Genomic DNA, 25,710 nt, shown 5'->3' with positions numbered 1-25,710 from the left:
GTCCTGGTCATCGTCCTGGCCGCGGTGCTCGGCGGCGGCGCGGGGATCGCCGCGATGCTGTACGCGCACCGCACGGAGGCGGCCGGCGCCGAGGGCGGCTCCACGGCCACGCACGGCACCCGCACCCCGGGGCCGGTCACGCCGAGCCCGACCCCGACGCCCACGCCGAGCCCCTCGGGGAGCACCGTGACGCAGGACGTGCCGGACGGCTGGCGGCGCGTCGTGGACCCGTCCGGATTCAGCGTGCTGCTGCCGGAGGGCTGGAAGCGCGTGGTCAACGAGAACAACATCGACTACACCCCCGACGGCGGCGTGCACTACCTCCGGGTCAGCGCCGACCCGGCGCCCGACTACGACCACCCCTACGACCACATGATCGGGCTGGAGAAGCAGCTGAGCACCCGGCTGCCGGACTACAAGCGGATCGAGCTGAACAGCAACGTCTACCGCGACTTCGTCGGGTCCGTCTGGGAGTTCACCTGGACCGAGAAGAACGGCGAGGCGCGGCACGCGATCGACCAGATGTACCTCGCGGAGGACGGCGGCCCGGAGTACGCGCTGTACATGACGGGCCCGGCGGACGACTGGGACGAGACCCGGGACCGGTTCAACGCGATCCTCCGCAGCTGGCGCGCCCCGGACGAGCAGTAGCGCCGGCCTTCGGGTCGAGCCATAGCCCCTGATCAGTGCTTATGTCGCCAGTGATCACTGGCTGAGTCGGCGGGGGCGTGGCGGGACTCCGGGAGAGACCGTGAAAAGGTGTTACCCACGGGTACCCAAAGCCTCCCCGCCGACGTACTCTCGCCCTCATGACGGACTCGCAGGCTGCCCCCACGTCCCCCGCCGCCGCCACGGCCGGCACCAACCCCGTGGCCGCCGCCCCCGCGGGCGTGCGCACGGCCGCCGATGTCGTGACGCCCGAGGTGGTCGCCCGGCTGACCCGCGGCGTCTCCGGCTCCGGCCGCACCGCCAACCACACGCCGTTCACCGGCGAGAAGCTGGCCGACCTGCCGGAGTCCACCCCCGAGGACGTGGCCGCCGCCTTCGAGCGGGCCCGCGCCGCCCAGCCCGCCTGGGCCGCCCTGCCGGTCCGGGACCGGGCCGCCGTGCTCCTGCGCTTCCACGACCTGGTCATCGGCCGCCAGTCCGAGGTCCTCGACCTCATCCAGCTGGAGACCGGCAAGGCCCGGCTGCACGCCCACGAGGAGGTCCAGGCGGTCGCCGTCGCCGCCCGGCACTACGGCCGCAGGGCGTCCGCGTACCTGAAGCCGAAGCGGCACACCGGGGTCGTGCCGACGCTCACCAAGGTCACCGAGCTCCGTCAGCCGCGCGGCGTCGTCGGCCAGATCGCCCCCTGGAACTACCCGCTGGAGCTGTCCGTCGGCGACGCGCTGCCCGCCTTCGTCTCCGGCAACGCGGTGGTGATGAAGCCCGACACCGAGACCGCCCTCACCGCCCTGTGGGCGCGCGACCTGCTGATCGAGGCGGGGCTCCCGGCCGAGGTCTTCCAGGTCGTCCTCGGTGACGGCCCGGTCGTCGGCCCGGAGGTCGTCAAGCACGCCGACTACGTCTCGTTCACCGGCTCCACCCGTACCGGCCGCGAGGTCGCCCAGGGCGCGGCGGCCCGGCTCGTCGGGGTCTCCCTGGAGCTCGGCGGCAAGAACGCGATGCTCGTCCTGGCGGACGCCGACGTGGAGAAGGCCGCCGCCGGCGCCGTCCGCGCCTGCTTCTCCTCGGCCGGCCAGCTCTGCATCTCCATCGAGCGGCTGTACGTCCACGAGTCGGTCGCCGACGACTTCGTGGAACGGTTCGCCGCCCGGACGAAGGCCATGCGGCTCGGCAGCGCCCTCGCGTACGGCGCCGACATGGGCTCGCTGGTCGGGGAACGGCAGTTGGAGACCGTCGGCCGGCACGTCGCCGAGGCCGTCGAGAAGGGCGCCAGGCTGGTGGCCGGCGGGGTCGCCCGCCCGGACATCGGCCCGCTCTTCTACGAGCCGACGATCCTGGACGGCGTCGAGGCGCCCATGGCCGTGTGCACCGAGGAGACCTTCGGCCCGGTCGTCTCGATCTACCGCTTCCGCGACGAGGACGAGGCCGTGGAGCTGGCCAACGCCACCCCGTACGGCCTGAACTCCAGTGTCTGGACCAAGGACTCCAAGCGCGGCCACCGGATCGCCGCCCGGCTGCGCACCGGCACCGTCAACATCAACGAGGGGTACGCCCCCGCGTACGGCAGCGTGCAGTCCCCGATGGGCGGCATGAAGGACTCCGGTCTCGGCCGGCGCCACGGCTCCGAGGGCATCCTCAAGTACACCGAGGCCCAGACCGTCGCGCAGCAGCGGCTGATCCCGCTCGCCCCGTCCTTCGGGATGGACGACGAGAAGTACGCCGCGTTCATGACCCGCAGCCTCAAGGCGATGAAGGCGTTCCGCCTGCGCTGACGCCCCCGCCCCGCCCCCGCACCACTTCTGTCCTTTTCGTACCGAGGAGTGCCATGTCCCAGGACAGCCCTGCCCAGAATCAGGACCGGCCGGCCGGTGCGGCCGACGACGACGCCGCGTACGACTACGACGTGATCGTCGTCGGGTCCGGCTTCGGCGGCGCGGTCTCTGCGCTGCGGCTGACCGAGAAGGGGTACCGGGTCGGCGTCCTGGAGGCGGGGCGCCGCTTCACCCCGGGCACCCTGCCGAAGAACTCCTGGGACCTGAAGAACTACCTCTGGGCGCCCGCCCTCGGCCTCTTCGGCATCCAGCGCGTGCACCTGCTCGGCAAGGTGATGGTGCTGGCCGGTGCCGGGGTGGGCGGGGGCTCGCTGAACTACGCCAACACGCTGTACGTGCCGCCCGCGCCGTTCTTCGAGGACCGGCAGTGGGCGCACATCACGGACTGGCAGGACGAGCTGGCGCCGTACTACGACCAGGCCAAGCGGATGCTCGGGGTCCGGCTCAACCCCACGACGACCCCCTCCGACGTCCACCTCAAGGCGGCCGCCGAGGCCATGGGCGTCGGCGACACCTTCCACCTCGCCCCGGTCGGCGTCTTCTTCGGCGACGGGCAGGACGCGGACGGCACCGCGCGCGCGAAGCCCGGCGGGACGGTGCCGGACCCGTACTTCGGCGGGGCGGGCCCGGCACGCAAGGCGTGCACCGAGTGCGGCGAGTGCATGACCGGGTGCAGGCACGGCGCGAAGAACACCCTCAACGAGAACTACCTCCACCTCGCCGAGAAGGCCGGGGCGGTCATCCACCCCATGACCTCCGTCGTCGCCGTCACCGAGCACCCCGAGGGCGGCTACCGCGTCGCCACCGTGCCCACCGACCGCCGCAAGAAGGCGAAGCCCACGGCCCTGCGCGCCCGCGAGGTGGTCGTCGCGGCGGGCACGTACGGCACTCAGACCCTGCTGCACACGATGAAGGACAAAGGGCTGCTGCCCCGCCTCTCCGCGCGGCTCGGCGAGCTGACCCGTACCAACTCCGAGGGCCTGGTCGGCGCCCAGACCTCCGACCGGCGCTACCGCCGGAAGCACGGTACGAAGCCCGACTTCACCAAGGGCGTCGCCATAACCTCCTCCATCCACCCCGACGCCAACACCCACATCGAGCCCGTCCGCTACGGCAAGGGCTCCAACGCCATGGGCGGCATGACCATCGTCCAGGTGCCCTTCAGCGCCCACCGGGTCCGCGCCTGGCTCGGCAACCTGGTCAAGCACCCCACGATCGCCGTCCGCTCGCTCTCCAACCGGCGCTGGTCGGAGCGGGTCATCATCGGGCTCGTCATGCAGTCGCTCGACAACTCCCTGACCGCCTACCGCAAACCGCGCGGCATCGGCAAGGGCCTGCTCACCGCCCGCCAGGGCCACGGCGCGCCCAACCCCACGCAGATCGCCGAGGCGACGCAGAGCGCGACCCTGCTCGCCGAGGAGATCAACGGCTTCCCCGGGTCCAACATCGGCGAGCTGATGGGCACCCCGCTCACCGCCCACTTCCTCGGCGGCTGCCCGATCGGCGCCGACGCGGACGAGGGCGTCATCGACCCGTACCACCGGCTGTTCGGGCACCCGGGCATCTCGGTGGTCGACGGCTCGGCGGTCTCCGCGAACCTCGGCGTGAACCCGTCGCTGACGATCACCGCCCAGGCGGAGCGCGCCATGTCGTTCTGGCCGAACAAGGGCGAGCCGGACACGCGCCCGGCGCAGGGCGAGGCGTACGAGCGGCTGACGGCGGTGGAGCCGCAGGCGCCGGCGGTCCCGAAGGAGGCGTTCGGCGCGCTCAGGCTGCCGTTCCTGGGGATACCCGCGGTGCCGCCGAAGAAGGCGGAGACGGCCTGAGGGCAGCAGAAGGGGCTGCACCCCCCTCCCAGTGCAGCCCCTCACGCTGTAACCGGTCCGTCGTGCGACAACCGACAACCGGTGTTCCGCATGCATGACCTGTCGGACGCCCCGATGGTTGTCCCCGTACTGATGAAATCCTTATGTGAGGTGGATCACTCCGGAATCGTTTCGCCGGCCGTGCCCGATCCGTGATCTGATTCCGGGCAACTTTTCCCCGGCGCCCCCGGTCGTACCCCCTGTCGCCGCCACAGCGGTCACACAGCTCCCGACGACCCCGAGGGCCCGAGATGAGAAGCACGACCCCGTTCCGCCGTGCGGCGGGCATCGTCGCCTCGGCCGGCCTGCTGGCGGGCGGTCTGCTCACGCTGAGCGGCCCCGCGCAGGCGGCCGACCCCGAGTTCACGATCGGCGGCCCCGCCGAGACCGCCCTGCACCCTTCTCCGGCCACGGGCTCCCCGCGGAAGACGAGCCTCGACATCACGGTGACCAACCCGTCCGAGGACGAGGAGAACGGGGACTTCGCGCAGGAGTACACCGTCCGCTTCGACTTCGGGAAGCTGGCGGGCGTCGCGGACGTGTCCTTCGGCAAGGAAGCCGGCCCGGACTGCGAGCGGACCGGGACCACCGCCGTCTGCCACGACTACGGGATCCGGCCCGGTCTGAACACCCTCGCCGAACTCCGGGTCAGCGCCGCCGAGGGCAGCGAGGACGGCGACTCCGGCACCATCGAGGTCACCGCCGAGGCGGAGGGCGCCACCTTCCGGCCGTTCACCGCGCACGTGTCGATCGGCGGGCCCGACCTGTCGATGAAGCGGCTGCCGCTCAGGACGGAGCTGAAGCCCGGTGACAGCCAGCCGGTGCCCGTCACCTTCACCAACAACGGCACCCGCGCCGCCCGGGGCGTCCTGCTCACCCTGCGCAACACGCGCGGCCTGGAATTCACCGAGCGCTACCAGAACTGCGAGTACAGCGAGGAGGACCTGGGCATGGGCCCGGGCGCCTGGTCCACCGCGCTCTGCACCTTCCCCGGCAGCTTCGAGCCCGGCGCCACGTACACGCTCGAAGTGCCGCCCGTGCTGCGGGCCACCGAGCGCGCGCTCTACGACAGCTTCCTCTACCGGATCAACGAGGACGGCACCGACGCCCGGGCGGCGCTGCGCTCCGGGGCCCGCTTCAGCCCCGGCAAGGGCGCGGAGCTGACCCTGCGCGAGGCCCCGGCCGTCCGCTCGGCCGACCTGGACCCGACGGACAACCAGCAGGACGCCGACTTCCGGACCACGAACACCGCCGACTTCGCGGCCTACGGCGACAAGGCCGCCGGCAAGCCGGGCGACACCGTCGACGTGACCCTGGGCTTCCGCAACAAGGGCCCCGCCTGGATCGGGTACATCCGCTCCGGCGAGGACGTCGCCACGGTCGACTTCACCGTGCCCCACGGCAGCTACGTCGTCTCCCAGCCGGACGCCTGCCGGGGCGTGACCGCGTCCGGCGCGTACCGCGAGAACCAGGAGAAGGCCCCGCGCTACTTCTGCTCCACGCCCATGTCCGTCCTGGAGGACGCCGACTTCGCCCTCCCCTTCCGGCTGAAGCTCGTCTCGGCGGACCCCGGCAGCAAGGGCGCGGTCGTCGTCCGCAATACCCACCTCCAGGCGCCCGCGCTGCCCTTCGACCCGGAGCCCGCCAACAACACCGCGTCGGTGGAGCTCAACGGCGAGGACGCGCACGCCGCGACGGGCGGCTCCGACGGCGGCGGCTCGACGGCCACGGGGGGCTCCGGCGACACCGGCGGATCCGGGACCACCGGTGCCACGACCGGCTCCGGCTCGTCCTCGTCCGGCACCACCGGCGCGAGCGGCTCCGGCACCACCGGCTCCGGCAGCGGGGGCGGCGCGCTCGCCTCCACCGGCACCGTCGCGCTCTCCGCGTCCGGCGCGGCCCTCGTCGCGCTGGCCGCGGGCGGCGTCCTGGTCACCGTGTCGAGGCGGCGGGCCGCGCGCTGACCCCGCACACCGAGAAACGGCCGGCCCCGGGCGTCCCCGGAGCCGGCCGTTTCCCTGGAGAGACCTGGCGGTCCTCCGATGTGACCGGGCTGCTGTCCCCTGCCGACCGGTCACGCACGCCGGTGCGCGGTCCCACGGCGTACACGCGGTACGCCACGCACCCCGGCGGAGCCACGTGTGGTTCCCCTGAAGGTCCGCCCCTGGCCGACGCGGACACCGGGACCAACGAAGCCGCGCGTGACCCGGTCACGCGCCGTACGGGTGAGACTCCGCCCGAACGGGGATACGCCGGGGGAGCGCCGCTCAGACCCGGCCCCGGCACAGCTCCAGGAGCGTCATCGCCAGCGGGGTCCCCGGCTTGCCCAGCGCCTCGCGGTACCGGACCAGGATCTCCGTCTCGCGGGAGAGGCTGACCCGGCGGCCGCCCGACGTCATCCGGGCCTCCTGGATCACCGCCGAGACCGCCATCCGCTCCTGGACGAGCCCGATGATCCGGTCGTCGAGGGCGTCAATACGGGTGCGGGCGTCGCCGATCAGGGACGCGGCCTCGTCGGTACGGGCGCCGGTCGCCTCGGCGCCGGTCGTCGCGGCGGGGGTGGTGGTGCTGCTCATGGCGGTCTCCCGGTGAGATGCGGCACCCCGGGGCCGGACGGGCCCGGAACGCAGAACGCCCCGGGCCTGTCGGCCCGGGGCGCCTGGAACGTTGCTTGTCAGTTGCTCAAGCAGCACGACCATGGCAGCCGGCGGGCCGGATGCCATAGGTAAAGACGAAGGTCGTGTGCTGACGCATGGGGCCAGTATGGACCCCCGCGCCCGCAGGGCCCACGCCCGGCCCGGATCGTGAGACGCCGCACACCCCCCGGGGTGGCGGCCCGGACCGGGGCCGGTCACTTCCGGCCGCCGGTAGAATTGGAGGACCGACCCCTCTCCACCGCCGGAAGGCCGCCCGTGCCAGCAGTACCCCCCGCCGCCCCCGACACCACCACCGACGTGGTCCTGGTTGTCGACTTCGGCGCGCAGTACGCCCAGCTCATCGCCCGCCGCGTCCGTGAGGCCCGGGTCTACAGCGAGATCGTCCCGTCCACGATGCCGGTGGCCGAGATGCTGGCCAAGAACCCCCGCGCGATCATCCTCTCCGGCGGCCCCTCCTCCGTCTACGCCGAGGGCGCGCCCTCGCTGGACCGCGCGCTGTTCGAGGCCGGGGTCCCGGTCTTCGGCATGTGCTACGGCTTCCAGCTGATGGCGACCACGCTCGGCGGCACCGTGGACGACAACGGCGCCCGCGAGTACGGCCGCACCCCGCTCACCGTCTCCAAGTCCGGCTCCACCCTCTTCGAGGGCACCCCGGACGAGCAGTCGGTGTGGATGTCGCACGGCGACGCCTGCTCCGCCGCCCCCGAGGGCTTCACCGTCACCGCGTCCACGGACGTCGTCCCGGTCGCCGCCTTCGAGAACGACGAGAAGAAGCTCTACGGCGTCCAGTACCACCCCGAGGTCATGCATTCCACGCACGGCCAGCAGGTCCTGGAGCACTTCCTGTACCGGGGCGCGGGTATCGAGCCCACCTGGACCACGGGCAACGTGATCGAGGAGCAGGTCGCCGCGATCCGCGCCCAGGTCGGCGACAAGCGCGCCATCTGCGGCCTGTCCGGCGGCGTGGACTCCGCTGTCGCCGCCGCCCTCGTCCAGAAGGCCATCGGCTCCCAGCTCACCTGCGTGTACGTCGACCACGGCCTGATGCGCAAGGGCGAGACCGAGCAGGTCGAGAAGGACTTCGTCGCCGCGACCGGCGCGAAGCTCAAGGTGGTCGACGCCGAGAAGCGCTTCCTCGACGCCCTGGTCGGCGTGTCCGACCCGGAGCAGAAGCGGAAGATCATCGGCCGCGAGTTCATCCGCGTCTTCGAGCAGGCCCAGCTGGAGATCCTCCAGGAGGACGGCCCCGAGGTCGCCTTCCTCGTGCAGGGCACCCTCTACCCGGACGTCGTGGAGTCCGGCGGCGGCACCGGCACCGCCAACATCAAGTCCCACCACAACGTGGGCGGGCTCCCCGAGGACATCGAGTTCGAGCTCGTCGAGCCGCTGCGCCAGCTGTTCAAGGACGAGGTCCGGATGGTCGGCCAGGAACTCGGCCTGCCGGACGAGATCGTCCAGCGCCAGCCCTTCCCCGGTCCCGGCCTCGGCATCCGCATCGTCGGCGAGGTCACCAAGGACCGGCTCGACCTGCTGCGCGAGGCCGACGCCATCGCCCGCGAGGAGCTGACCGCCGCCGGCCTGGACCGCGACATCTGGCAGTGCCCGGTGGTCCTGCTCGCGGACGTCCGCAGCGTCGGCGTCCAGGGCGACGGCCGCACCTACGGCCACCCGATCGTGCTGCGCCCGGTCTCCTCCGAGGACGCCATGACCGCCGACTGGTCCCGGCTGCCGTACGAGACCCTGGCGAAGATCTCCACCCGCATCACCAACGAGGTCGCCGACGTCAACCGCGTGGTGCTCGACGTGACGAGCAAGCCGCCGGGGACGATCGAGTGGGAGTGACCCTCCCCTTGAGCCTCTGACGACGCCGCCGCCCGACGCACCGGGCGGCGGCATCGCCGTATCCGGGCCTTCTACGGCCGCCTCGCCGACCGGAACCCAGCCGCCGCGGCAACCCGCCCGCCGCGGCCAACCCGCCCGCCGCGGAAAACCAGCCCCTCCGGCGCTTGAGGAGCGGGGCCCGGGGCGGAGCCCCGGTTTCGGGAAGGGGCGGGTAGGGGAACAGGCCCGCCGCAGGCGCACCGCTGGCGCGCCCCCGCGCCCGCACCCACCCCCGCACCCCACCCGCACCCGCCCCCAGAAAACCCGTGGCGCGCGCCGGCCCCCCATGACACGCTCCGCCCCCATGTCCGCCGAAAAGATCCGCGCCCTGATGTCCGCCGCCCACAACGACCTGCTGACCTGGAACACCCCGCTCTCCGAGGAGCACGCCGCCCAGCTGATCGCCGCCTGCGCCCCCGCCCCCGGCGCACGCGTCGCCGACCTCGGCAGCGGCTGGGGCGAGCTGCTGATGCGCCTCGTCGAGTCCGCCCCGGGAAGCACCGGGGACGGCGTCGAGACCGACCCGGAGGCCGTCGCCCGCGGCCGGGCACTCGCGGCGGAGCGCGGCCTCGCGGAGCGCGTACGGTTCCACGAGACCCCCGCCGCCGAGTGGCCGGAGAAGCACTACGACCTCGCCGTGTCCATCGGCGCCTCGCACGCCTGGCCCGGCGGCACCGCCGAGGCCCTGGCCGCGCTGCGGGCGTCCGTACGGCCCGGCGGACGGGTCCTGTTCGGCGAGGGGTTCTGGGAGCGGGAGCCGGACGAGGCGGCGCTGGCCGGACTCGGCGCCGGGCCCGGGGACTTCGGCTCGCTGCTCGACCTGATCCGGCAGGCCGAGGCGGCGGGGCTGCGGGCGCTCCAGGTGACCGCCGCCGACCGGCGCGAATGGGACCTCTTCGAGTCGCACGCCAACATCGGCCGGGGCGAGCGCTGGGCCCTGGCCCACCCGGACCACCCCCTGCACGACGGGGTCGTCGCCGCCGTGGACGAGCGGCGCACCGGCTACTACGGCGGCTATCGGGGCACGCTCGGCCTGGCCTACCTCGTCCTCAGCGCCTGAGCGGTATCGAACACGCTGACGAAGATGCCCCTCCGGTGCGCCCCGATGCGGCAGCCCGCCGCCCGGTACGGCACAATTCGCTGCGTTCACAGACGAGTTGGCTGCCCCGGGGTGGCGGCAGGGGTGGGAAAGGGCGGCGTTCTCCGTGGCGTTGGACGAGGCACGACTGGGCGCGCACGGCGGCGGCTGCACCTGCGGGGACTGCCCGCACGGGGCGCGCCAGGGACACCGGCGCGCGGTGGCCGCCTTCCTGGCCAAGCGCGACGAGTTCGCCGCCGGACAGGGGCTGCCCGCCGGGGTCGCCCAGTCGGCGTCCGCGACCCGGCAGTGGGTCTCCGACGAGCTGACCGAGTCCGCGCGCGAGGTGGCCGACCGGGGCCGCGAGGCCGGGGACGCCTGGCTGTACCGGGTGTGGCAGCGCACCCTGGTCGTCGTCTGGGGCGGCCTCGCCGTCCTCGCCCTCGCCGAGGCCGCCACCGCGATCGGGGCGGGCTGGACCCACGCCCGTACCGCCGGACTCGTCGCCGGACTGGTCACCGCCGCGCTCCTGACCGCCGCCGCCCACGTCCACCGGGCCCGCGGCGGCCTCCTCGCCCCGCTGATCGGCGAGGACAACCGGCTCTCCACCTCCCGTGCGGTCGCCGCGTCCTGGGTGCTGCTCGCCGTGTTCTCCGTGCTCGTCCTCGCCCTCGAACTGGCCGCCGCCTCCGGGCACGCCCGGCGCGACGAGCTGATCGAGGGGCTGGACCTGGCGCGCGGCGCCGGGATCGTGGCGGTGCTGGCGCTGGTGTGCGCCGTGGCGGTGGCCGTGCGCCGGGTGGTGAGCGTACGGGTGCTGTCCGGGCGGCTCCAGAAGCTGCGCGCCGACCGGCCGCGCGCGGCGGACCTGCTCACCGACGACTCGGGGCGCGGCGGTTTCACGGACGTGCAGTACGTGCTGGTGTCCACGGTCGCCGTGGTGTTCGCCGCGGTCCGCCTCGCCCGCAGGCCCGAGCAGCTGCCCGACCTGCCGTGGGGCCTCGCCCTCCTGGTCGCGGTGTCGGCGGCCGTCTACTTCACCGGCAAGTACGGCGAGGGCGGCCGGCCCGTCGTGCTCTCCGTCGTCCGGTCCCGGGAGGCGGGCGACCTGGACGCGCCCATCCGGACCGGGGACGACATCGAGATCCGGGGCGCCGGGTTCGTGCCGCCGGGCGCGGGGGCCCCGGACCGGCTGGCCCGGGTCGTGGTGCGGATCGGGACCGTGCACGTCCATGTCCCGCTGGTGCCGGTCCCCGGGGGCTTCGCGAACCCCTCCGACACACTGCTGACCGTTCCGGTGCCGGTGGAGGTGGAGCCGGGCGTGGTCGAGGTGCAGGTCGTGACGGCCGCGGGCACGGAGACCGCCCCGGTCGCCATCGACGTCACCGACTGAGCCGGCGCCCCTCCCGCGAACCGGGACCGCGCTGAACGCTTTCGCCGCGTTCGTACGTAAGGTCGGGTGACGGGCCGTACGGTCCGGTGGCCGCGACCGGGCGGCCGCAGCGACGGCACGGCCGCGGAAGGCGGGAGCAGCATGTACGGGTACGGCGGTAACGGGCGGGGCCTGGGGCGTGTCCAGGGCGAGGGCAGCAGCCTGCGGGAGCTGGCGCGGGAGCACGCCCTGCTGCCGCTGCAGATCTTCCTCGGCGTCACCTTCCTGTACGCGGGGCTCGACAAGCTCACCGACAGCGCGTTCTTCCACGCCACGGGCCCGGGGTCGATCGGCGAGCAGATGCACGCCGTGCGCGACTCCGCCGCGATCCCCGGCCTGGTCGACCTGGCGCTGAACAGCCCGTCCGGCTTCGGTTACGCGATCGCCATCGGCGAGCTGGCCGTCGGCATCGGCACCCTCCTCGGCCTGTGGACGAGGATCGCCGCGCTCGGTGGCGCCCTCATCTCGCTGAGCCTGTGGCTGACCGTCAGCTGGCAGGTCTCCCCGTACTACCTCGGCAACGACCTGATCTACCTCATGGCGTGGCTGCCGCTGCTGCTGGGCGGGGCGGCGTCGCTCTCGCTGGACGCGCTCTTCGCGGCGCGCCGGCGGCGGATGCGGTAGCCGATCCACGTCGCCCACGCGGCCGTCCACAGCCCGCCGCCGAACAGCGCGATGAAGAACTGCGGCGGGGCGTCCCAGGCGCCCGCCGCGTCCGCCGCGTATCCGGCGGCCAGGGCCAGCATCACCAGGCCCGTGACGGCCCGGCCCGGCCGGAACTCATGACGCGGCACGGTTGACCTCCACCTGTCCGTAGTCCACTTCCAGATCCAGGTCGACCGTGCCGCCCGGGGTGCTGCCCTCGGCCGGCGACAGCGTCTTGCGCTGGTCCTGCGTGGCGCGGATGTCCAGATCGCCCTTGTGCCGCCCGTCCACCACCACGAGCGCGCCGAACCGGGTCCGGGCGTGCACCCGGACGGTGACCTCCGGCGGGACGTGCACCAGCACCCGGCCCGCGCGGGCTTCCACCCGGGTCCGCACCGTCTCGCCCTTGGGCACCGTGATCCGGGTCAGGTCCAGCTCGGCCTGGCCCGCGCCGATCGCGTACAACGGCTGGACGGCGGCGACGGACGCCGGGCGCCACTCCTCACGCACCCAGTCCGTGCCGATGTCCTTGGGCAGCGACGCGGCACACACCAGCAGCCCGGACGTGATCATCGCCAGCAGCAGCGTGCCGAAGCCGGTCCGTCCGACGAACGCGCTGACCAGCATCGCCAGGCCGAACACCCCGAGCGCGGCGGCCAGGCCGATTTCCAGGCTCGTGCCCAGCGGCTGGGACTCCCAGGTCAGCCCCGTGCCGAGACCGCCCGCGAGCAGCGCGCCGAGGAACGCCGGGCCGGCGATCGAGCGCGGTCCCCGCACCTCCCGCGACCGGGGCGGCGGCGGGCGGAACGGGGCGTCGGGTGTCGCCCCGCGCGGCTCGCCGAGGCCCGTGGCGTCGTGCGGTCCCCAGAGGTAGCCGATCGCCACCTTCCCGGTCGACCCGTCCTTGACTATGGGGTCGCGCCACCACGACGGCCACGACAGCACCGGCGGCGCCTTCACCTCGGGCGGCGCCTCCGACGCCGCCTGCGCGGCCGCCTGGTGCAGCGGGTCCTCCGGACCGGCCTTCTTGCGGGCCTGCGTCCACATGGAGAAGCCCAGGACCGCGACCGACAGCATCGCGGAGAACGCCAGTGTGCCGCCGTTCCCCAGCATCGACAGGAACAGACCGCAGCCGATCAGCGCGCACAGCACCGCGCTCAGCGCCGCCAGCTCGACCCGCCCCGACAGCAGCCGCCGCGCCTCGTTCTCCTCCTCGCCCTCCGCCGGGATCAGCAGCCAGGCGAAGCCGTAGAAGATCAGCCCGAAGCCACCGGTCACCGACAGCACCCCGAGCACGATGCGGAAGATCACCGGATCCACGTCGCAGTACCGGCCGAGCCCGCCGCACACCCCTGCCACCACCTTGTGCCGCGGGCTGCGGTGCAGGCGCGGAGCGGGCTCGGGGGTCGGCGGTGCGGCGCCGGGCGGCGCGTCCTGGGGAACGGTCATGGCTCCATGGTGACGGCCCCCGAGCCCCACCGGCACCCGCCCCGACCCTGGCCGGTCCCTGATATTGCCCCGTCCGCCTCTCAGGGGCGCCGGGCCCCGTCCCGCCCCCGCGTCCCAGCTGTCTCAGGGTCTAACTGGGGGCCGACCCTGATGTCCTCACCCGCGCGGGCATGTGACGATCGGACCATGCCCGCCGCCACCACCCGAGCCGCAAGCTCCCACGCCCCCGACCCGGAGGAGCCCCCGCTGCGCAAGCTGTACCGCAGCGCCGACGGCCGGCTCCTGGGCGGAGTGGCGCGCGGACTCGCCGGACACCTCGGACTCCCGGTCGCCTGGCTCCGGTTCGTCTTCCTCGGCCTGTTCTTCGCGGACGGCCTCGGCGCCCTGCTGTACGCGGTGTTCTGGATCGTCGTCCCGCTCGGCGTCGGCGGTGTGGACGGACCCAGTTCCGTCTTCCAGACCGCCCCCGACGGCACCCGCCGGCTCCGCAAGCCCGACAAGGGCCAGGTCTTCGCCCTCATCGCACTGCTCTTCGGCGCCGCCGTCTTCGTGGGCAACGTCGACATGGGAAGCAAGGCCGACCGCTACATCTGGCCCAGCCTCCTCATCGGCGCCGGCTCCGTCCTGGTGTGGCGTCAGGCCGACAACGCCCGGCGCGCCCGCTGGATGGAGGTCGGCCGCCGCCGCCGCGTCCTGCAGGTGGCCCGCGCCCTGGCCGGAGTCGCCCTCGTCGGCCTGGGGCTCGCCGTCTTCATGGTCGTACGCGGCTCCGCCGCCCAGCTCGGCAACGTCATCACCGCCGCCATCGCCGTGCTCACCGGCATCGCCCTCCTCGCCGGCCCCTACCTCGTCCGCATGACCCAGGACCTCTCCGAGGAACGCCTCATGCGCATCCGGGCCCAGGAGCGCGCCGAGGTCGCCGCCCACGTCCACGACTCCGTGCTGCACACCCTCACCCTGATCCAGCGCAACGCCGACGACGCCGGCGAGGTCCGCCGGCTGGCCCGCTCCCAGGAACGCGAGCTGCGCAACTGGCTGTACAACCCCGAGGGCACCGGCAAGGACGAGGACGACGAGCCGGAGACGCTGGCCGAGGCCGTCAAACGGTCCGCCGCCGAGGTCGAGGACAAGCACGGCGTCCCGCTGGAGGTCGTCGTCGTCGGCGACTGCCCGCTGGACGAGAAGCTGGCCGCACAGATGCAGGCCGCACGCGAGGCGATGGTCAACGCCGCCAAGTACGGTGGCGAGGGCGGTGCCGTCCAGGTCTACGCGGAGGTCGAGGGCCGCACGGTCTTCGTCTCCGTGCGCGACCGGGGCCCGGGATTCGACCTGGACTCCGTACCGGGGGACAGAATGGGCGTACGAGAATCGATCATCGGCCGGATGCAGCGCAACGGCGGCACGGCCCGGCTGCGTTCGGTGCCCGGCGGGGGCACCGAGGTCGAGCTTGAGATGGAGAGGACGAGCGATGAACGGGACCAGTGAGGCGACCGGGGGCCGGGAGAACCCGGAGCGCCGGGTACGAGTCGTGCTCGTCGACGACCACCGGATGTTCCGCACCGGCGTACAGGCCGAGATCGGCCGCACCGAGGAGACCGGGGTCGAGGTCGTCGGCGAGGCGGCCGACGTCGACCAGGCGGTCACCGTCATCACGGCGACCCGCCCCGAGGTCGTCCTCCTCGACGTCCACCTCCCCGGCGGCGGCGGAGTCGAGGTGCTCCGCCGCTGCGCGCCCCTGATGGGCGCCGCCGAGAACCCGGTGCGCTTCCTCGCGCTCTCCGTGTCGGACGCCGCCGAGGACGTCATCGGCGTCATCCGGGGCGGCGCCCGCGGCTACGTCACCAAGACGATCACCGGCACGGACCTGGTCGACTCGGTCTTCCGGGTCCAGGACGGCGACGCGGTCTTCTCGCCCCGCCTGGCCGGCTTCGTCCTCGACGCCTTCGCCTCCACGGACGCGCCCCCGGTCGACGAGGACCTGGACCGGCTGACCCAGCGCGAGCGCGAGGTCCTGCGTCTGATCGCCCGGGGCTACGCGTACAAGGAGATCGCGAAGCAGCTGTTCATCTCCGTGAAGACGGTCGAGTCCCACGTCTCGGCGGTGCTGCGCAAGCTCCAGCTCTCCAACCGCCACGAACTGACCCGCTGGGCGACGGCGCGCCGGCTCGTCTGAGACCCTTCGTCCGGATCAGGCCGGGTCGAGCGAGATGTTCAGCTTCTCGCCGATCCGGCGGTAGCCGATCGACGCGTAGATCCGCTCCACGTCGGGGTCGCCCGGCTCCAGCCACACCACCCGGCAGCCCCGCTCGAACGCGGTGCGGGTCAGATGGGCGGAGAGCGCGGCGCCGATGCCCCGGCGGCGGAACTCCGCGCCGACCGCCAGGCCCGCCAGCTCGCTGAGGCCGTCCACCGGGACCGAGCAGCCGCCCGCTCCCGCCGGGGTGCCGTCCACGGTCGCGAGCGCCGCGACCCCGCCGCCCGCCGCCGCGTTCCGCAGCCACTCCGCCGTGCCGTCCTCGGGTTCGCCCTCGCCGCCGTAGCCCAGGTGCTGGACGAGCGCGGCGGCGGCGAACTCCGCCTCGGTGGCGGGCTCGGCCACGACCAGGTCGGCGACCGGCTTCGGCTCCACCAGGCCGCCGGGGGCGCAGGCGAGGATCGGGGCGCGGTTCTCGACGGTGAACCCGGCGGCGAGCAGCGCCGGTTCGACGGCGGGTGCCCAGCCGGGCAGGAACTCCAGGCGGGGCATCCGGTCCCGCTCGCGGAACGCCGCTATGAGCGCGTCGAGTTCGCCGGGCGTCGGTTCGGCGCCCCGGTCCGGGATCGCGTAGTTGGCGTACTTCAGCGACCAGTTCGGGTTGTAGCGGATCACGAAGGGCCCGACGCGGACGTGGTCCGGGGATCGCAGCGTGAGCGTACGGGCATGGGTCTGGACGTCGGCGTCCATCGGCATGTCGGGGTGTCCTTCGGGGCGTTGAGGTCAAGAGGCCGGAGCCTATGCCACCCGGGTCGCCCCCGCGAAGGGCATTTCGTCGATGGGCGCGATCCGGACCGGCGCCCCGGGGCGCGGTGCGTGGATCATCCGTCCGTTCCCGATGTACAGGCCGACATGGCTGACGCCCGAGTAGAAGAACACCAGGTCCCCGGGGGCCAGCTGGGAGCGCGGGACGCGCTGCCCGGCGTTGATCTGGGTGTACGTGGTCCGGGGCAGCGAGACCCCGGCGGCGCGCCAGGCGGCCTGGGTGAGCCCGGAACAGTCGAAGGAGTGGGGCCCCGTCGCACCCCACACGTACGGCTTGCCCAGCGCGCTGTACGCGAAGGCGACCGCCTGGGCGGCGCGGGCGTTGGGCGCGGCGACGGCACCGCGCGGTGCGCTCCGGTCCGCGTGGCCGGTCCCGCGCCCGTTCTCGGAGGCGTCGTAGGCGGCGCGCTGGGCCGGGGTGAGGCCGGCGAGCAGGCGGCGGGCCTCGGCCAGCTTGGCGCGGACGGTCGCCCGGTGCTCCTTCAGGGCGCTCTGCCGGGCGGCCAGCTCGGTGAGCTTCCCAGCCGCCTCGGCGCGTACCTGGGCGATCTCCGCGACCTGGCGGCGCACCGAGCGCACCTCGGCGGCCCGGCGCTCGCCGGCCCGCTCCGCGTAGGTGGCGCGGCGCAGGTACTGGTCGGGATCGGAGGAGAGCGCCAGCTGCACGGAGGGGTCGATCCCGGCGGAGCGGTACTGCGCGGCGGCGTACGCGCCGAGCACGTCGCGGGCGCTGTTGAGGCGGGCGGTCCTGCGGGCGGCCTCGTCGCGCAGGGCGTCGACCGACTCGGCGGCGGCGGTCGCCGCGGACTTCGCGCCGTTGTACTTCTCGGTGGCGACCTCCGCCTCCCGGTACAGCCGGTCCACCTGGGCCTTGACCTGCCGTGCGGTGGGCGCGGGGTCCGCGTGCGCGGCTCCCGGCAGCACGGCGGCCGTCGCGGCTCCGGCGACGGCGAGGGTCGCCGCGGTGCGGGCCGCGGAGGCGGTGGTGAGGCGCTGCCTGGGTTTGCGATGCGCTGCCACGGGGGCGGGCGTCCTTCCGTGCGACGGCCCGGCGGGGTGTACCGGCGGGGTTCCTCCGGCGGCCGGCGAGGACGGTCCTGGTCCACGGCCACCGGGAAGGGACGCTAATCCGAGGTCACGGGAAGGTGTCGTTATGACTGCTATTGCCTGCTCTTGGCGTGGCATTGTCGCCGGATGGCCGCCTGTGGAACGTGAGTGACCGGGAAAAGGGGCACGGAATCAGGCAAAAAGTGCATTCATCATTCAAGCGACCCGTAGCCCCCACCCTGCCCGGAGCGATCCGAGGGGAGGGCTCTAGGGTGCGGAACCATGCGCGTACTCATCGATTTCGTCGTCGCCCTGCACATCATCGGCATCGCCGCCCTGCTCGGCGGCTTCCTCGGTCAGATGAAGGCGATGAAGGCCGGCACCGCCCGCTTCGTCCCCGGCATGCTGCACGGCGCGCTGACCATGCTCGTCACCGGCATCGCCCTGGTCGGCCTGGACCAGGCCGACGACCACCCCGTGAACAACGTCAAGATCGGGATCAAGCTGCTGTTCCTGGTCGTGATCCTGGGGCTCGTCTACGTCAAGCGGGACGAGGAGAAGGTCGAGAAGGGGTTCTTCGCGGCGGTCGGCGCGCTGACCCTGGCGAACATCTTCATCGCCACGCTCTGGACCTGAGCGGCGGTACGCGAGAGGGCCGGCCCGCGCGCGGGCCGGCCCTCTTCCCCGGTCAGGCGGGGCGCACGCTCCCGTAGAGCGGCATGTAGTAGATCGACTCCTCGCGCACGTTCGCCCCGGGCTTCGGCGCGTGGATCATCATCCCGTCGCCCTTGTAGATCCCGACGTGGCTGATGTCGTCGTAGAAGAACACCAGGTCACCGGGTTGCAGGTCGGCCGTGGCGATCCGCGTGCCGACGTTCACCTGGTCCCAGGTGGTGCGCGGGATGTCGACGCCCGCCGCCTTCCAGGCCGCCTGCGTCAGCCCCGAGCAGTCGTACGAGGAGGGGCCGGTCGCCCCCCAGACGTACGGCTTGCCGATCTGGGCGCGGGCGAACGCGAGGACCTTCTCCGCCTTCGTGGACGCGCTGGAGCCGGAGCCGGAGCCGGCGGCGGAGCCCGAGCCCGCCTCCGTACCGCTGCCGCCCGACTTCTCGGCCTGCCGCTCGGCTTCCTTCCTGGCGGCGGCCTGCTTCTTCGCCAGTTCCGCCGCCTTCCGCTTCGCCTCCGCCTCCTTCTTGCGTTCCAGCTCCGCCAGGCGCGCCTTCTCCTCGGCGGTCAGCTTCGACAGCAGCGTCCGGGCCTCGGTCAGCTTCGTCTGGACGTTCTGCTTGCTGGTGCGCAGCGCGGCCTGCGACCGGGTCAGCGTCTCCAGGCTCGCCACGGCCGTGGCGCGCTGCTCGGACGCCTTCGTCTGCTGCGTACGGAACTCCGTGACCGCCTGCTGCTGGCGCTCGGCCATGCGGTCCATGAGGTGCGTCTGGTCGAAGAACGACTGCGGGTCGTCGGCCAGGAAGAAGGTGGCGGTCGGCGCGAGGCCGCCGTTGCGGTACTGGGCGGCGGCGTAGTTGCCCAGCGTCCTGCGGGCGTCGTTCAGCTTCTCGGTGCGCTTGGCCACGTCGTCGAGCAGCCTGTCGACCTCGGACTTCTGCTTGCCCGTGGCCTCCTTGGCCTGGTTGTACCTCTGGGTGGCGTTGCCGGCCTGCCGGTAGAGGTCGTCCACCTTCTGCTGGACTTCCTCGATGCTCGGCTTCGGCGCGGGGGCGGCCATCGCGCTCTGCGAGGACAGCAGTGTCACGGAGGCCAGCGCGGCCGAGGTCAGCCCGACGGCGGGGACGGTGGAGCGCACCCGGGTGCGCGGTTTGCGATGCGACGCCAAGGCCGGCATCTCCTTCCGTGGACCGCCTACCGGGTTAGCTGTCGGGTTCGGGCGGAACGGAAGGCTGCCCTACGGTCCGGTGGGGAAGGACCGATTCACCCCGGTACTGCGTGTGGGTCCCCGGTTCCGGGCGGGCCCGGATTCGGCGTGGTGGCCCGCTCGGCGTGGGTCGCCTCTGGGGGTACGGGCCGTCCGAACGTGCACGCTAGCCAACTCATGGTGCCGCTGTGAAGGTTGGTGTTCGATATGCCCGATACATTTCCGTGACCTTTCCGGACGGGGGCCGGGTGTCAGTCGGGCGCCTTAGACTCGGACAGCGATGAGCAGCCTCTTTGACGACAGTTTCCTGGCCGGCCTCCAGCAGGACGAGGACGCGCCCCCGCCGCCCCCCGAGGACCCCGCACCCGAAGCGGTGCCGGAGGACCTGTTCGCGGGCGTGTTCGACGGGCCCCCGCCGGCCCGTGACGCGTACTACCGCGACGGCGCGCACCGGCCCGTCATCGACCCCGAGGCGCTGCTCGACGGGCTGAACACCGAGCAGCGCGCCGCCGTCGTGCACTCCGGGTCGCCCCTGCTCATCGTCGCCGGCGCCGGGTCCGGCAAGACCAGGGTGCTCACCCACCGCATCGCCCACCTGCTGGCCGAGCGGGGCGTCCACCCCGGCCAGATCCTGGCGATCACCTTCACCAACAAGGCCGCCGGCGAGATGAAGGAGCGCGTCGAGCAGCTGGTCGGGCCCCGGGCCAACGCGATGTGGGTCATGACCTTCCACAGCGCCTGCGTCCGCATCCTGCGCCGCGAGTCCAAGAAGCTCGGCTTCACCTCCTCGTTCTCGATCTACGACGCGGCCGACTCCAAGCGGCTCATGGCCCTGGTCTGCCGCGACCTGGAGCTGGACCCGAAGCGGTACCCGCCGAAGTCCTTCACCGCCAAGGTCTCCAACCTCAAGAACGAGCTCATCGACGAGGAGACCTTCGCGGGCCAGGCCGCCGACGGATTCGAGAAGACCCTGGCCCAGGCGTACGCGATGTACCAGGCCCGGCTGCGCGAGGCCAACGCGCTGGACTTCGACGACATCATCATGACGACGGTCCACCTGCTCCAGGCGTTCCCCGACGTCGCCGAGCACTACCGCCGCCGCTTCCGGCACGTCCTCGTCGACGAGTACCAGGACACCAACCACGCCCAGTACACGCTGGTACGCGAGCTGGTCGGCCCGGCCGGTCCGGAGAACGCCCCCGCCGAGCTGTGCGTCGTGGGTGACGCGGACCAGTCGATCTACGCCTTCCGGGGCGCGACCATCCGCAACATCCTCCAGTTCGAGGAGGACTACCCGGACGCGACGACGATCCTGCTGGAGCAGAACTACCGCTCCACCCAGACGATCCTGTCCGCCGCCAACGCGGTCATCGAGCGCAACGAGAGCCGCCGCCCCAAGAACCTCTGGACCAAGGCCGGCACCGGTGCCCGCATCACGGGCTACGTCGCGGACACCGAGCACGACGAGGCGCAGTTCGTCGCCGAGGAGATCGACCGCCTCACCGACGCGGGCGACGCGAAGGCCGGCGACGTCGCCGTCTTCTACCGGACGAACGCGCAGTCCCGTGTCTTCGAGGAGATCTTCATCCGCGTCGGCCTGCCGTACAAGGTCGTCGGCGGCGTGCGCTTCTACGAGCGCAAGGAGGTCCGGGACGTCCTGGCCTACCTGCGGGTCCTCGCCAACCCCGAGGACACCGTCCCGCTCCGCCGCATCCTCAACGTCCCCAAGCGCGGCATCGGCGAGCGCGCCGAGGCCATGATCGACGCGCTCTCGCTGCGCGAGAAGATCACCTTCCCGCAGGCGCTGCGCCGCGTGGACGAGGCCTACGGCATGGCCGCCCGCTCCGCCAACGCCGTGAAGCGGTTCAACACGCTGATGGAGGAGCTGCGCACGGTCGTGGAGTCCGGCGCCGGGCCCGCCGTGGTGCTGGAAGCGGTCCTGGAGCGTACGGGCTATCTCGCCGAGCTCCAGGCGTCCACCGATCCGCAGGACGAGACCCGCATCGAGAACCTCCAGGAGCTCGCCGCCGTCGCCCTCGAATTCGAGCAGGGCCGGGGCGAGGAGGAGGGCGCGGGCACGCTGGCGGAGTTCCTGGAGCAGGTCGCGCTCGTCGCTGACTCCGACCAGATCCCCGACGAGGACACCGACGGTTCCGGCGTCATCACGCTGATGACCCTGCACACCGCGAAGGGCCTCGAATTCCCGGTCGTCTTCCTGACCGGCCTGGAGGACGGCGTCTTCCCGCACATGCGGGCGCTCGGCCAGGTCAAGGAGCTGGAGGAGGAGCGCCGCCTCGCGTACGTCGGCATCACCCGTGCCCGCGAGCGGCTGTATCTGACCCGGGCCGCCATGCGCAGCGCCTGGGGCCAGCCCTCGTACAACCCGCCGTCGCGCTTCCTGGAGGAGATCCCGGACCAGCACCTGGACTGGAGGCGGAAGGGCCCGATGGCCGCCCCGGCGGGCCCGACCTCGGGGATCACCTCGTCGCTCTCCGCCTCCCGCGCCCGCTCCGGCCCCTCCGGCTTCGCCACCCGGCGGACCTCGGACAAGCCGACGATCACGCTGGTCGCGGGCGACCGGGTCACGCACGACCAGTTCGGCCTCGGCACGGTGACGGCGGTCGAGGGGGTCGGCGACCAGGCGAAGGCCACGGTCGACTTCGGCGACGACCGCCCCAAGAAGCTGCTCCTGCGGTACGCGCCGGTGCAGAAGCTCTGAGCACGCGACGGCGGCCGGAGCCCCCGAGGCTCCGGCCGCCGCTGCCGTTCTTCCCGGCTCAGGTCGGGTTGACCCCGTGGCTCCGCAGCCACGGCAGCGGGTCGATCGCCGCACCGCCGCCCGGCCGCACCTCGAAGTGCATGTGCGGGCCGGTCGAGTTCCCGGAGTTCCCGGAGTACGCGATGACGTCGCCGGCCTTGACCGGGCCCGAGCGGACACGGGTGCTGCTGAGGTGGCAGTACCAGGTCTCCGTGCCGTCGGCCATGGTCACGATGGCCATGTTGCCGTAGGCGCTGTTGTACTGCGTACGGACCGTGCCGTCGGTCGCCGCCATCACCGGGGTCCCGTACTGGACGGGGAAGTCGATGCCCGTGTGCACGGACATCCAGTTGACGCCCGCCTGGCCGAAGTAGGCGCTCAGACCGTGCTGCTTGACCGGCAGCACGAACTTGGGGCGCAGGGCCTCCTTGCGGGCGGCCTCCGCGTCGCGCCTCTTCTTCTCGGCGGCCTGCCGCTGCTTCAGGTCGATGCGTTCCTGGGTGCGGCTGGCGCGGTCCGCGAAGTTCTCGGCGTCGGCGCTGAGGTTGGCGAGCTGGGTGTCCAGCTGGTTGTTGGCCGCGACCGGCTTGACCGTGCCGGGGTCGGCGGCCGCCATGGTGGTGGTCGCGTCCTTCTTGGTGTCGTCCCCGCCCATCCCGCCCACCGAGGCGGCGGCGATCCCGGCCACGCTCATCACGCAGGCGGAGGGAACGGCGACGGTGAGGAGCGCGGAACGTTTCGCGGGAGAACGCCTGCGGCTGCGGCCACCGCCGCGGCGGGGCTCGGCGGGGGCGAGGTCGGGGTGCGGCTCGGCGGCGACGTCCGACGCGTCGTCGGCGCGGTGGTGGGGCTCGTACGGGTCGTGGTCGTGGGAACCGTGCTCGTCGTACGACGTGTAGGTCTCGTGCGTCTCGTACGACTCCGGGGGGTCGGCCTGTTCGGCTTCGTTCGAGGCGGGCGGGCTTTGCACATTTTGCTCTTCGTGCCCGGGCGTGGCGCCGGTGTTCCAGGCGGTGGCGTCGTACACGCCGGTGTCGTACGTCCCCGTGTCGTCGGAGGGCCACGCGGTCGCGGCGGCGGCGGTCCAGGTGGCGGTGTCCCACTGGCCGGAGGAGTCCGGGGCGCCGCCCTGGGACGGGATGCCGGGGGCGTAGCCCTCCGTCGGCAGCCAGGTGGTGGCGGTGTCGTACTGCGGCGTTCCGTCGTACTGGGCGGTGTCGTACCGCGGGTGCTGCGGGGCCTGGTAGCCGTGGTGCGCGCCCGTGCCCCAATGGGTGGTGTCGTACGTGCCGCTGTATCCGCTGTCGCCACCGGTGTACGCGATGCCGTAGCCCTGCGAGGTGTCGTACGAGGCGTCATAGGCGCCGTCGTAGGCGACGCCGGTGCCGGGGAGGGAGCCGAAGAGCGGGTCCGTCTCGAAGCTGCCCGTGGAGCAGCCGTCGTATCCGGCATACCCGGCGTGGGGGTGCTGGTCGTTCACCAACTTCTCTCTCGCCTCGGCAGCAGGACCAGGTTCCGGGGCCGTGGGGTACCCCGGGAGAACTGGCGGCGACTGTACCCGGCGGTATCCGCCGTCGACAATCTTCGACGGCTCCGGAGCGCACGGGAAAGCGGGCAATCGGCCGTCTTTCGGCGGCGAGAGCACAGAGCCTTGGCTCTAGGTTCGAAGTTTGTTCGATTTAGGCGGCGGGGGCGGAAGGGGTGGTCCCGGGGGCGGCCCCGGCCTCTCGGGTCGGCTCCGCGTCGTCCAGCGCCCGGCGCACAGCGGTCGCCACGGCCGGGTGCACCGGCAGCGCGAGGTGTCCGATACCGGTGACGCGTACGTTGACCGCGTCCAGGTCCGGGTGGTCGACGCAGGCCGCCTCGGCGGGGACGATCACCCGGTCGAGTTCGCTCCAGAAACTGACGAACCGGGTGCGGCAGCCGGGCGCGGGCAGCCGCAGCTCCTCGACGGGGGCCGAACCCCGGCGCATCTGCCGCACGATGGGCAGAGCCCCGGCCAGCGGGGCGACGGCGGTTCCGGCGTGCGGCGTGCCCAGCGTGACGAGGGTGCGCACCCGGCGGTCACCGGCCAGCCGCTGCACGTAGTAGCGCGCGATGAGGCCGCCGAGGCTGTGGCCCACGACGTCCACCCGGTGGTGGCCGGTGCGGGCGCAGATCTCCTCGATGTGCCGGTCCAGCAGCTCGGCGGCCGTACGGATGTCGCTGGTCAGCGGGGAGTAGTTGAGCGACTCCAGGCGGGTCCAGCCGTGCCGGGCCAGGGAGCGGCGCAGCAGGACGAAGACGGAGCGGTTGTCGATGAAACCGTGAAGAAACACGACAGGCGGCCGGTCGGCGGGTGCGAGGGCCGCGCGGGCGGGCTCGGCGCCGTCGTCAGCGGGATCCCGGCCGGGGTGGCGTTCACCGGCGATCCCGGTCGGATACAGCAGGGCGTGCCCGGCGAGCACGACGAGCTCCAGGGCGGTCGCTCTCAGCAGTGCGGTCGGCGGGGCGGGGAACGGCAGGCTGGGGGGCTTCATGGTCGGCCTCCTGCTCCGGACGGGCGCCGCGCCGGCGGAGGTCCGGGCGGGGCGCCGTGCCGGAGGCGGCCCGTGCGGACGGAGGCCCGTACCACCGTGCCGTGCGGCTGACGGCGCGGTGATACGGCGACCCGATGCGGCTCTCCGGGCGTCCGGTCCCCCACGGCGAAACCACCGCGGGCCCTGAAACCGGTGCCCGTGAACAATGTCCCATGTGTGATTTCCCCCTCCCGGCTCACCGCGAAACGGCGGCTTGCGGGATGCTGTGGATAACGTTCGTTCACATCCCCGGCCCTTCAGGCACGGGAGACGCATGTGGAGGCAGTGATGGGTGTGACCGGTCCGATCCGTGTGGTGGTGGCCAAGCCGGGCCTCGACGGCCATGACCGCGGGGCGAAGGTGATCGCGCGGGCGCTGCGCGACGCGGGTATGGAGGTCATCTACACCGGCCTGCACCAGACGCCCGAGCAGATCGTGGACACGGCGATCCAGGAGGACGCCGACGCGATCGGCCTCTCGATCCTCTCCGGCGCCCACAACACGCTCTTCGCCAAGGTGATCGAACTCCTGAAGGAGCGCGACGCGGCGGACATCAAGGTCTTCGGCGGCGGCATCATCCCGGAGGCGGACATCGCCCCCCTGAAGGACCAGGGCGTCGCGGAGATCTTCACCCCGGGCGCGACGACCACGGCGATCGTCGACTGGGTCCACGCGAACGTCCGCCACCCGGCGGAGGCGTAGGGCGCCGGGGTCCGGGAGCGGGGGGCGCGGAAGCCGGGGCCCGGGGCCCGGGAGCCGGGGCGCGGGGTTGCGGTCGCATGGCCGGGGCACGGAGCGAAGCCCGGGTCAAAGCCCGGGCCGAAGAATGGAGCGACGCCCGGTCCGGGGCGCGGAGCCCGGGCCGAAGCACGGAGCGAAGCCCGGTCCGAAGCCCGGACCGGGGACCGGGGCGCGCGTTCGGCCGTTGGCCCCGGGGCGCCGTGCCG

20 protein-coding genes, 1 pseudogene and 1 riboswitch are annotated in these 25,710 nt (G+C 72.9%); of the genes and pseudogenes, 13 read left to right on the top strand and 8 right to left on the bottom strand.

What is annotated here, in order from left to right:
- The 4 genes and pseudogenes from G3I41_RS00475 to G3I41_RS00460 form a co-directional block, all read left to right on the top strand.
- Positions 1-651: pseudogene (locus G3I41_RS00475) on the top strand (serine/threonine protein kinase); the annotation flags it as partial.
- A gap of 158 nt (positions 652-809) precedes the next feature.
- A complete protein-coding gene (locus G3I41_RS00470) occupies positions 810-2,441 on the top strand; it encodes a succinic semialdehyde dehydrogenase (RefSeq protein WP_164398295.1) in 1,632 nt (543 codons plus the stop codon).
- 53 nt (positions 2,442-2,494) lie between these two features.
- A complete protein-coding gene (locus G3I41_RS00465; protein WP_164398294.1) occupies positions 2,495-4,327 on the top strand; it encodes a GMC family oxidoreductase in 1,833 nt (610 codons plus the stop codon).
- A 290-nt stretch (positions 4,328-4,617) separates the two neighbouring features.
- Positions 4,618-6,330 carry a peptidase gene (locus G3I41_RS00460; RefSeq protein WP_164398293.1) on the top strand — a complete coding sequence of 571 codons (1,713 nt, stop codon included), beginning with the start codon at positions 4,618-4,620 and terminating at the stop codon, positions 6,328-6,330.
- Positions 6,331-6,633: 303 nt separating this feature from the next.
- Here G3I41_RS00460 and G3I41_RS00455 read toward each other — a convergent pair whose 3' ends face one another.
- Entirely contained in the window at positions 6,634-6,942 is a 309-nt protein-coding gene (locus tag G3I41_RS00455) for a chorismate mutase (RefSeq protein ID WP_164398292.1), read from the bottom strand.
- A 336-nt stretch (positions 6,943-7,278) separates the two neighbouring features.
- Here G3I41_RS00455 and guaA point away from each other — a divergent pair, with 336 nt between their 5' ends.
- The 4 genes from guaA to G3I41_RS00435 all read left to right on the top strand — a co-directional run bounded on the left by guaA (position 7,279) and on the right by G3I41_RS00435 (position 12,038).
- The gene (gene guaA / locus G3I41_RS00450; protein WP_164398291.1) at positions 7,279-8,865 is read left to right on the top strand and encodes a glutamine-hydrolyzing GMP synthase; all 1,587 of its coding nucleotides are present in this window, start codon (positions 7,279-7,281) and stop codon (positions 8,863-8,865) included.
- 343 nt (positions 8,866-9,208) lie between these two features.
- Entirely contained in the window at positions 9,209-9,964 is a 756-nt protein-coding gene (locus G3I41_RS00445) for a class I SAM-dependent methyltransferase (RefSeq protein WP_164398290.1), read from the top strand.
- A gap of 145 nt (positions 9,965-10,109) precedes the next feature.
- Positions 10,110-11,375 carry a hypothetical protein gene (locus tag G3I41_RS00440; RefSeq protein WP_343242021.1) on the top strand — a complete coding sequence of 422 codons (1,266 nt, stop codon included), beginning with the start codon at positions 10,110-10,112 and terminating at the stop codon, positions 11,373-11,375.
- A gap of 141 nt (positions 11,376-11,516) precedes the next feature.
- Positions 11,517-12,038 (top strand): DoxX family protein, encoded by a 522-nt coding sequence (locus G3I41_RS00435; protein ID WP_164398296.1) that lies wholly within the window; start codon positions 11,517-11,519, stop codon positions 12,036-12,038.
- On the opposite strand, the gene G3I41_RS00430 is transcribed toward G3I41_RS00435, so the two are convergent.
- Both G3I41_RS00430 and G3I41_RS00425 read right to left on the bottom strand, forming a co-directional pair.
- Positions 11,945-12,208 (bottom strand): hypothetical protein, encoded by a 264-nt coding sequence (locus G3I41_RS00430; RefSeq protein ID WP_164398289.1) that lies wholly within the window; start codon positions 12,206-12,208, stop codon positions 11,945-11,947. The genes G3I41_RS00435 and G3I41_RS00430 overlap by 94 nt on opposite strands.
- On the bottom strand, positions 12,195-13,508 hold the full coding sequence (locus G3I41_RS00425) for a PspC domain-containing protein (protein ID WP_164398288.1): 1,314 nt from the start codon (positions 13,506-13,508) through the stop codon (positions 12,195-12,197). Before G3I41_RS00425 ends, G3I41_RS00430 begins: the two co-directional genes overlap by 14 nt.
- 186 nt (positions 13,509-13,694) lie before the next feature.
- Here G3I41_RS00425 and G3I41_RS00420 point away from each other — a divergent pair, with 186 nt between their 5' ends.
- Both G3I41_RS00420 and G3I41_RS00415 read left to right on the top strand, forming a co-directional pair.
- Positions 13,695-14,993: an ATP-binding protein gene (locus G3I41_RS00420; protein ID WP_164398287.1), complete on the top strand. Its 1,299-nt coding sequence runs from the start codon at positions 13,695-13,697 to the stop codon at positions 14,991-14,993.
- Positions 14,977-15,681: a response regulator transcription factor gene (locus tag G3I41_RS00415; protein ID WP_164398286.1), complete on the top strand. Its 705-nt coding sequence runs from the start codon at positions 14,977-14,979 to the stop codon at positions 15,679-15,681. The genes G3I41_RS00420 and G3I41_RS00415 overlap by 17 nt, the downstream gene beginning before the upstream one ends.
- Before the next feature lie 15 nt (positions 15,682-15,696).
- Here G3I41_RS00415 and G3I41_RS00410 read toward each other — a convergent pair whose 3' ends face one another.
- Complete coding sequence (locus G3I41_RS00410) at positions 15,697-16,458, bottom strand: GNAT family N-acetyltransferase (protein ID WP_164398285.1); 762 nt, start codon at positions 16,456-16,458, stop codon at positions 15,697-15,699.
- A 42-nt stretch (positions 16,459-16,500) separates the two neighbouring features.
- Positions 16,501-17,547, bottom strand: a complete 1,047-nt coding sequence (locus G3I41_RS00405; protein WP_164398284.1) for a C40 family peptidase — start codon at positions 17,545-17,547, stop codon at positions 16,501-16,503.
- Between the two features lie 309 nt (positions 17,548-17,856).
- Here G3I41_RS00405 and G3I41_RS00400 point away from each other — a divergent pair, with 309 nt between their 5' ends.
- A complete protein-coding gene (locus G3I41_RS00400; protein WP_143623587.1) occupies positions 17,857-18,210 on the top strand; it encodes a hypothetical protein in 354 nt (117 codons plus the stop codon).
- 52 nt (positions 18,211-18,262) lie between these two features.
- On the opposite strand, the gene G3I41_RS00395 is transcribed toward G3I41_RS00400, so the two are convergent.
- Positions 18,263-19,417: a C40 family peptidase gene (locus G3I41_RS00395; protein WP_203599883.1), complete on the bottom strand. Its 1,155-nt coding sequence runs from the start codon at positions 19,415-19,417 to the stop codon at positions 18,263-18,265.
- Positions 19,416-19,566, bottom strand: a riboswitch (cyclic di-AMP (ydaO/yuaA leader). (Overlaps the previous gene by 2 nt.)
- A gap of 161 nt (positions 19,567-19,727) precedes the next feature.
- Here G3I41_RS00395 and pcrA point away from each other — a divergent pair.
- Positions 19,728-22,166 carry a DNA helicase PcrA gene (pcrA, locus tag G3I41_RS00390; protein ID WP_164398282.1) on the top strand — a complete coding sequence of 813 codons (2,439 nt, stop codon included), beginning with the start codon at positions 19,728-19,730 and terminating at the stop codon, positions 22,164-22,166.
- Positions 22,167-22,224: 58 nt separating this feature from the next.
- Here the strand turns inward: pcrA and G3I41_RS00385 are convergent, their stop codons facing one another.
- Both G3I41_RS00385 and G3I41_RS00380 read right to left on the bottom strand, forming a co-directional pair.
- Complete coding sequence (locus G3I41_RS00385; RefSeq protein ID WP_164398281.1) at positions 22,225-23,685, bottom strand: M23 family metallopeptidase; 1,461 nt, start codon at positions 23,683-23,685, stop codon at positions 22,225-22,227.
- Between the two features lie 199 nt (positions 23,686-23,884).
- Positions 23,885-24,724, bottom strand: coding sequence for an alpha/beta fold hydrolase (locus G3I41_RS00380; RefSeq protein WP_164398280.1), 840 nt, complete (start codon positions 24,722-24,724; stop codon positions 23,885-23,887).
- A 327-nt stretch (positions 24,725-25,051) separates the two neighbouring features.
- On the opposite strand from G3I41_RS00380, the gene G3I41_RS00375 reads away from it, so the two are divergent.
- Positions 25,052-25,465, top strand: coding sequence for a cobalamin B12-binding domain-containing protein (locus G3I41_RS00375; protein WP_164398279.1), 414 nt, complete (start codon positions 25,052-25,054; stop codon positions 25,463-25,465).
- Positions 25,466-25,710 lie beyond the last annotated feature (245 nt).

The sequence above is a fragment of the Streptomyces sp. SID9727 genome, from assembly GCF_010550605.1.
GTDB lineage: Bacteria > Actinomycetota > Actinomycetes > Streptomycetales > Streptomycetaceae > Streptomyces.
The sequence above is the reverse complement of the archived record's forward strand: the minus strand, read 5'-3'. Positions and strand labels throughout refer to the sequence as shown.

Excerpts from the sequence above, each read along its gene's own strand:
- G3I41_RS00375 (WP_164398279.1), top strand. The coding sequence starts at position 25,052 with ATGGGTGTGACCGGTCCGATCCGTGTGGTGGTGGCCAAGCCGGGCCTC.
- G3I41_RS00400 (WP_143623587.1), top strand. The coding sequence starts at position 17,857 with ATGCGCGTACTCATCGATTTCGTCGTCGCCCTGCACATCATCGGCATC.
- G3I41_RS00455 (WP_164398292.1), bottom strand. The coding sequence starts at position 6,942 with ATGAGCAGCACCACCACCCCCGCCGCGACGACCGGCGCCGAGGCGACC.
- G3I41_RS00380 (WP_164398280.1), bottom strand. The coding sequence starts at position 24,724 with ATGAAGCCCCCCAGCCTGCCGTTCCCCGCCCCGCCGACCGCACTGCTG.
- G3I41_RS00395 (WP_203599883.1), bottom strand. The coding sequence starts at position 19,417 with ATGCCGGCCTTGGCGTCGCATCGCAAACCGCGCACCCGGGTGCGCTCC.
- G3I41_RS00410 (WP_164398285.1), bottom strand. The coding sequence starts at position 16,458 with ATGCCGATGGACGCCGACGTCCAGACCCATGCCCGTACGCTCACGCTG.
- G3I41_RS00420 (WP_164398287.1), top strand. The coding sequence starts at position 13,695 with ATGCCCGCCGCCACCACCCGAGCCGCAAGCTCCCACGCCCCCGACCCG.
- G3I41_RS00425 (WP_164398288.1), bottom strand. The coding sequence starts at position 13,508 with ATGACCGTTCCCCAGGACGCGCCGCCCGGCGCCGCACCGCCGACCCCC.
- G3I41_RS00445 (WP_164398290.1), top strand. The coding sequence starts at position 9,209 with ATGTCCGCCGAAAAGATCCGCGCCCTGATGTCCGCCGCCCACAACGAC.
- G3I41_RS00415 (WP_164398286.1), top strand. The coding sequence starts at position 14,977 with ATGAACGGGACCAGTGAGGCGACCGGGGGCCGGGAGAACCCGGAGCGC.
- G3I41_RS00470 (WP_164398295.1), top strand. The coding sequence starts at position 810 with ATGACGGACTCGCAGGCTGCCCCCACGTCCCCCGCCGCCGCCACGGCC.
- G3I41_RS00435 (WP_164398296.1), top strand. The coding sequence starts at position 11,517 with ATGTACGGGTACGGCGGTAACGGGCGGGGCCTGGGGCGTGTCCAGGGC.
- pcrA (WP_164398282.1), top strand. The coding sequence starts at position 19,728 with ATGAGCAGCCTCTTTGACGACAGTTTCCTGGCCGGCCTCCAGCAGGAC.
- G3I41_RS00460 (WP_164398293.1), top strand. The coding sequence starts at position 4,618 with ATGAGAAGCACGACCCCGTTCCGCCGTGCGGCGGGCATCGTCGCCTCG.
- G3I41_RS00465 (WP_164398294.1), top strand. The coding sequence starts at position 2,495 with ATGTCCCAGGACAGCCCTGCCCAGAATCAGGACCGGCCGGCCGGTGCG.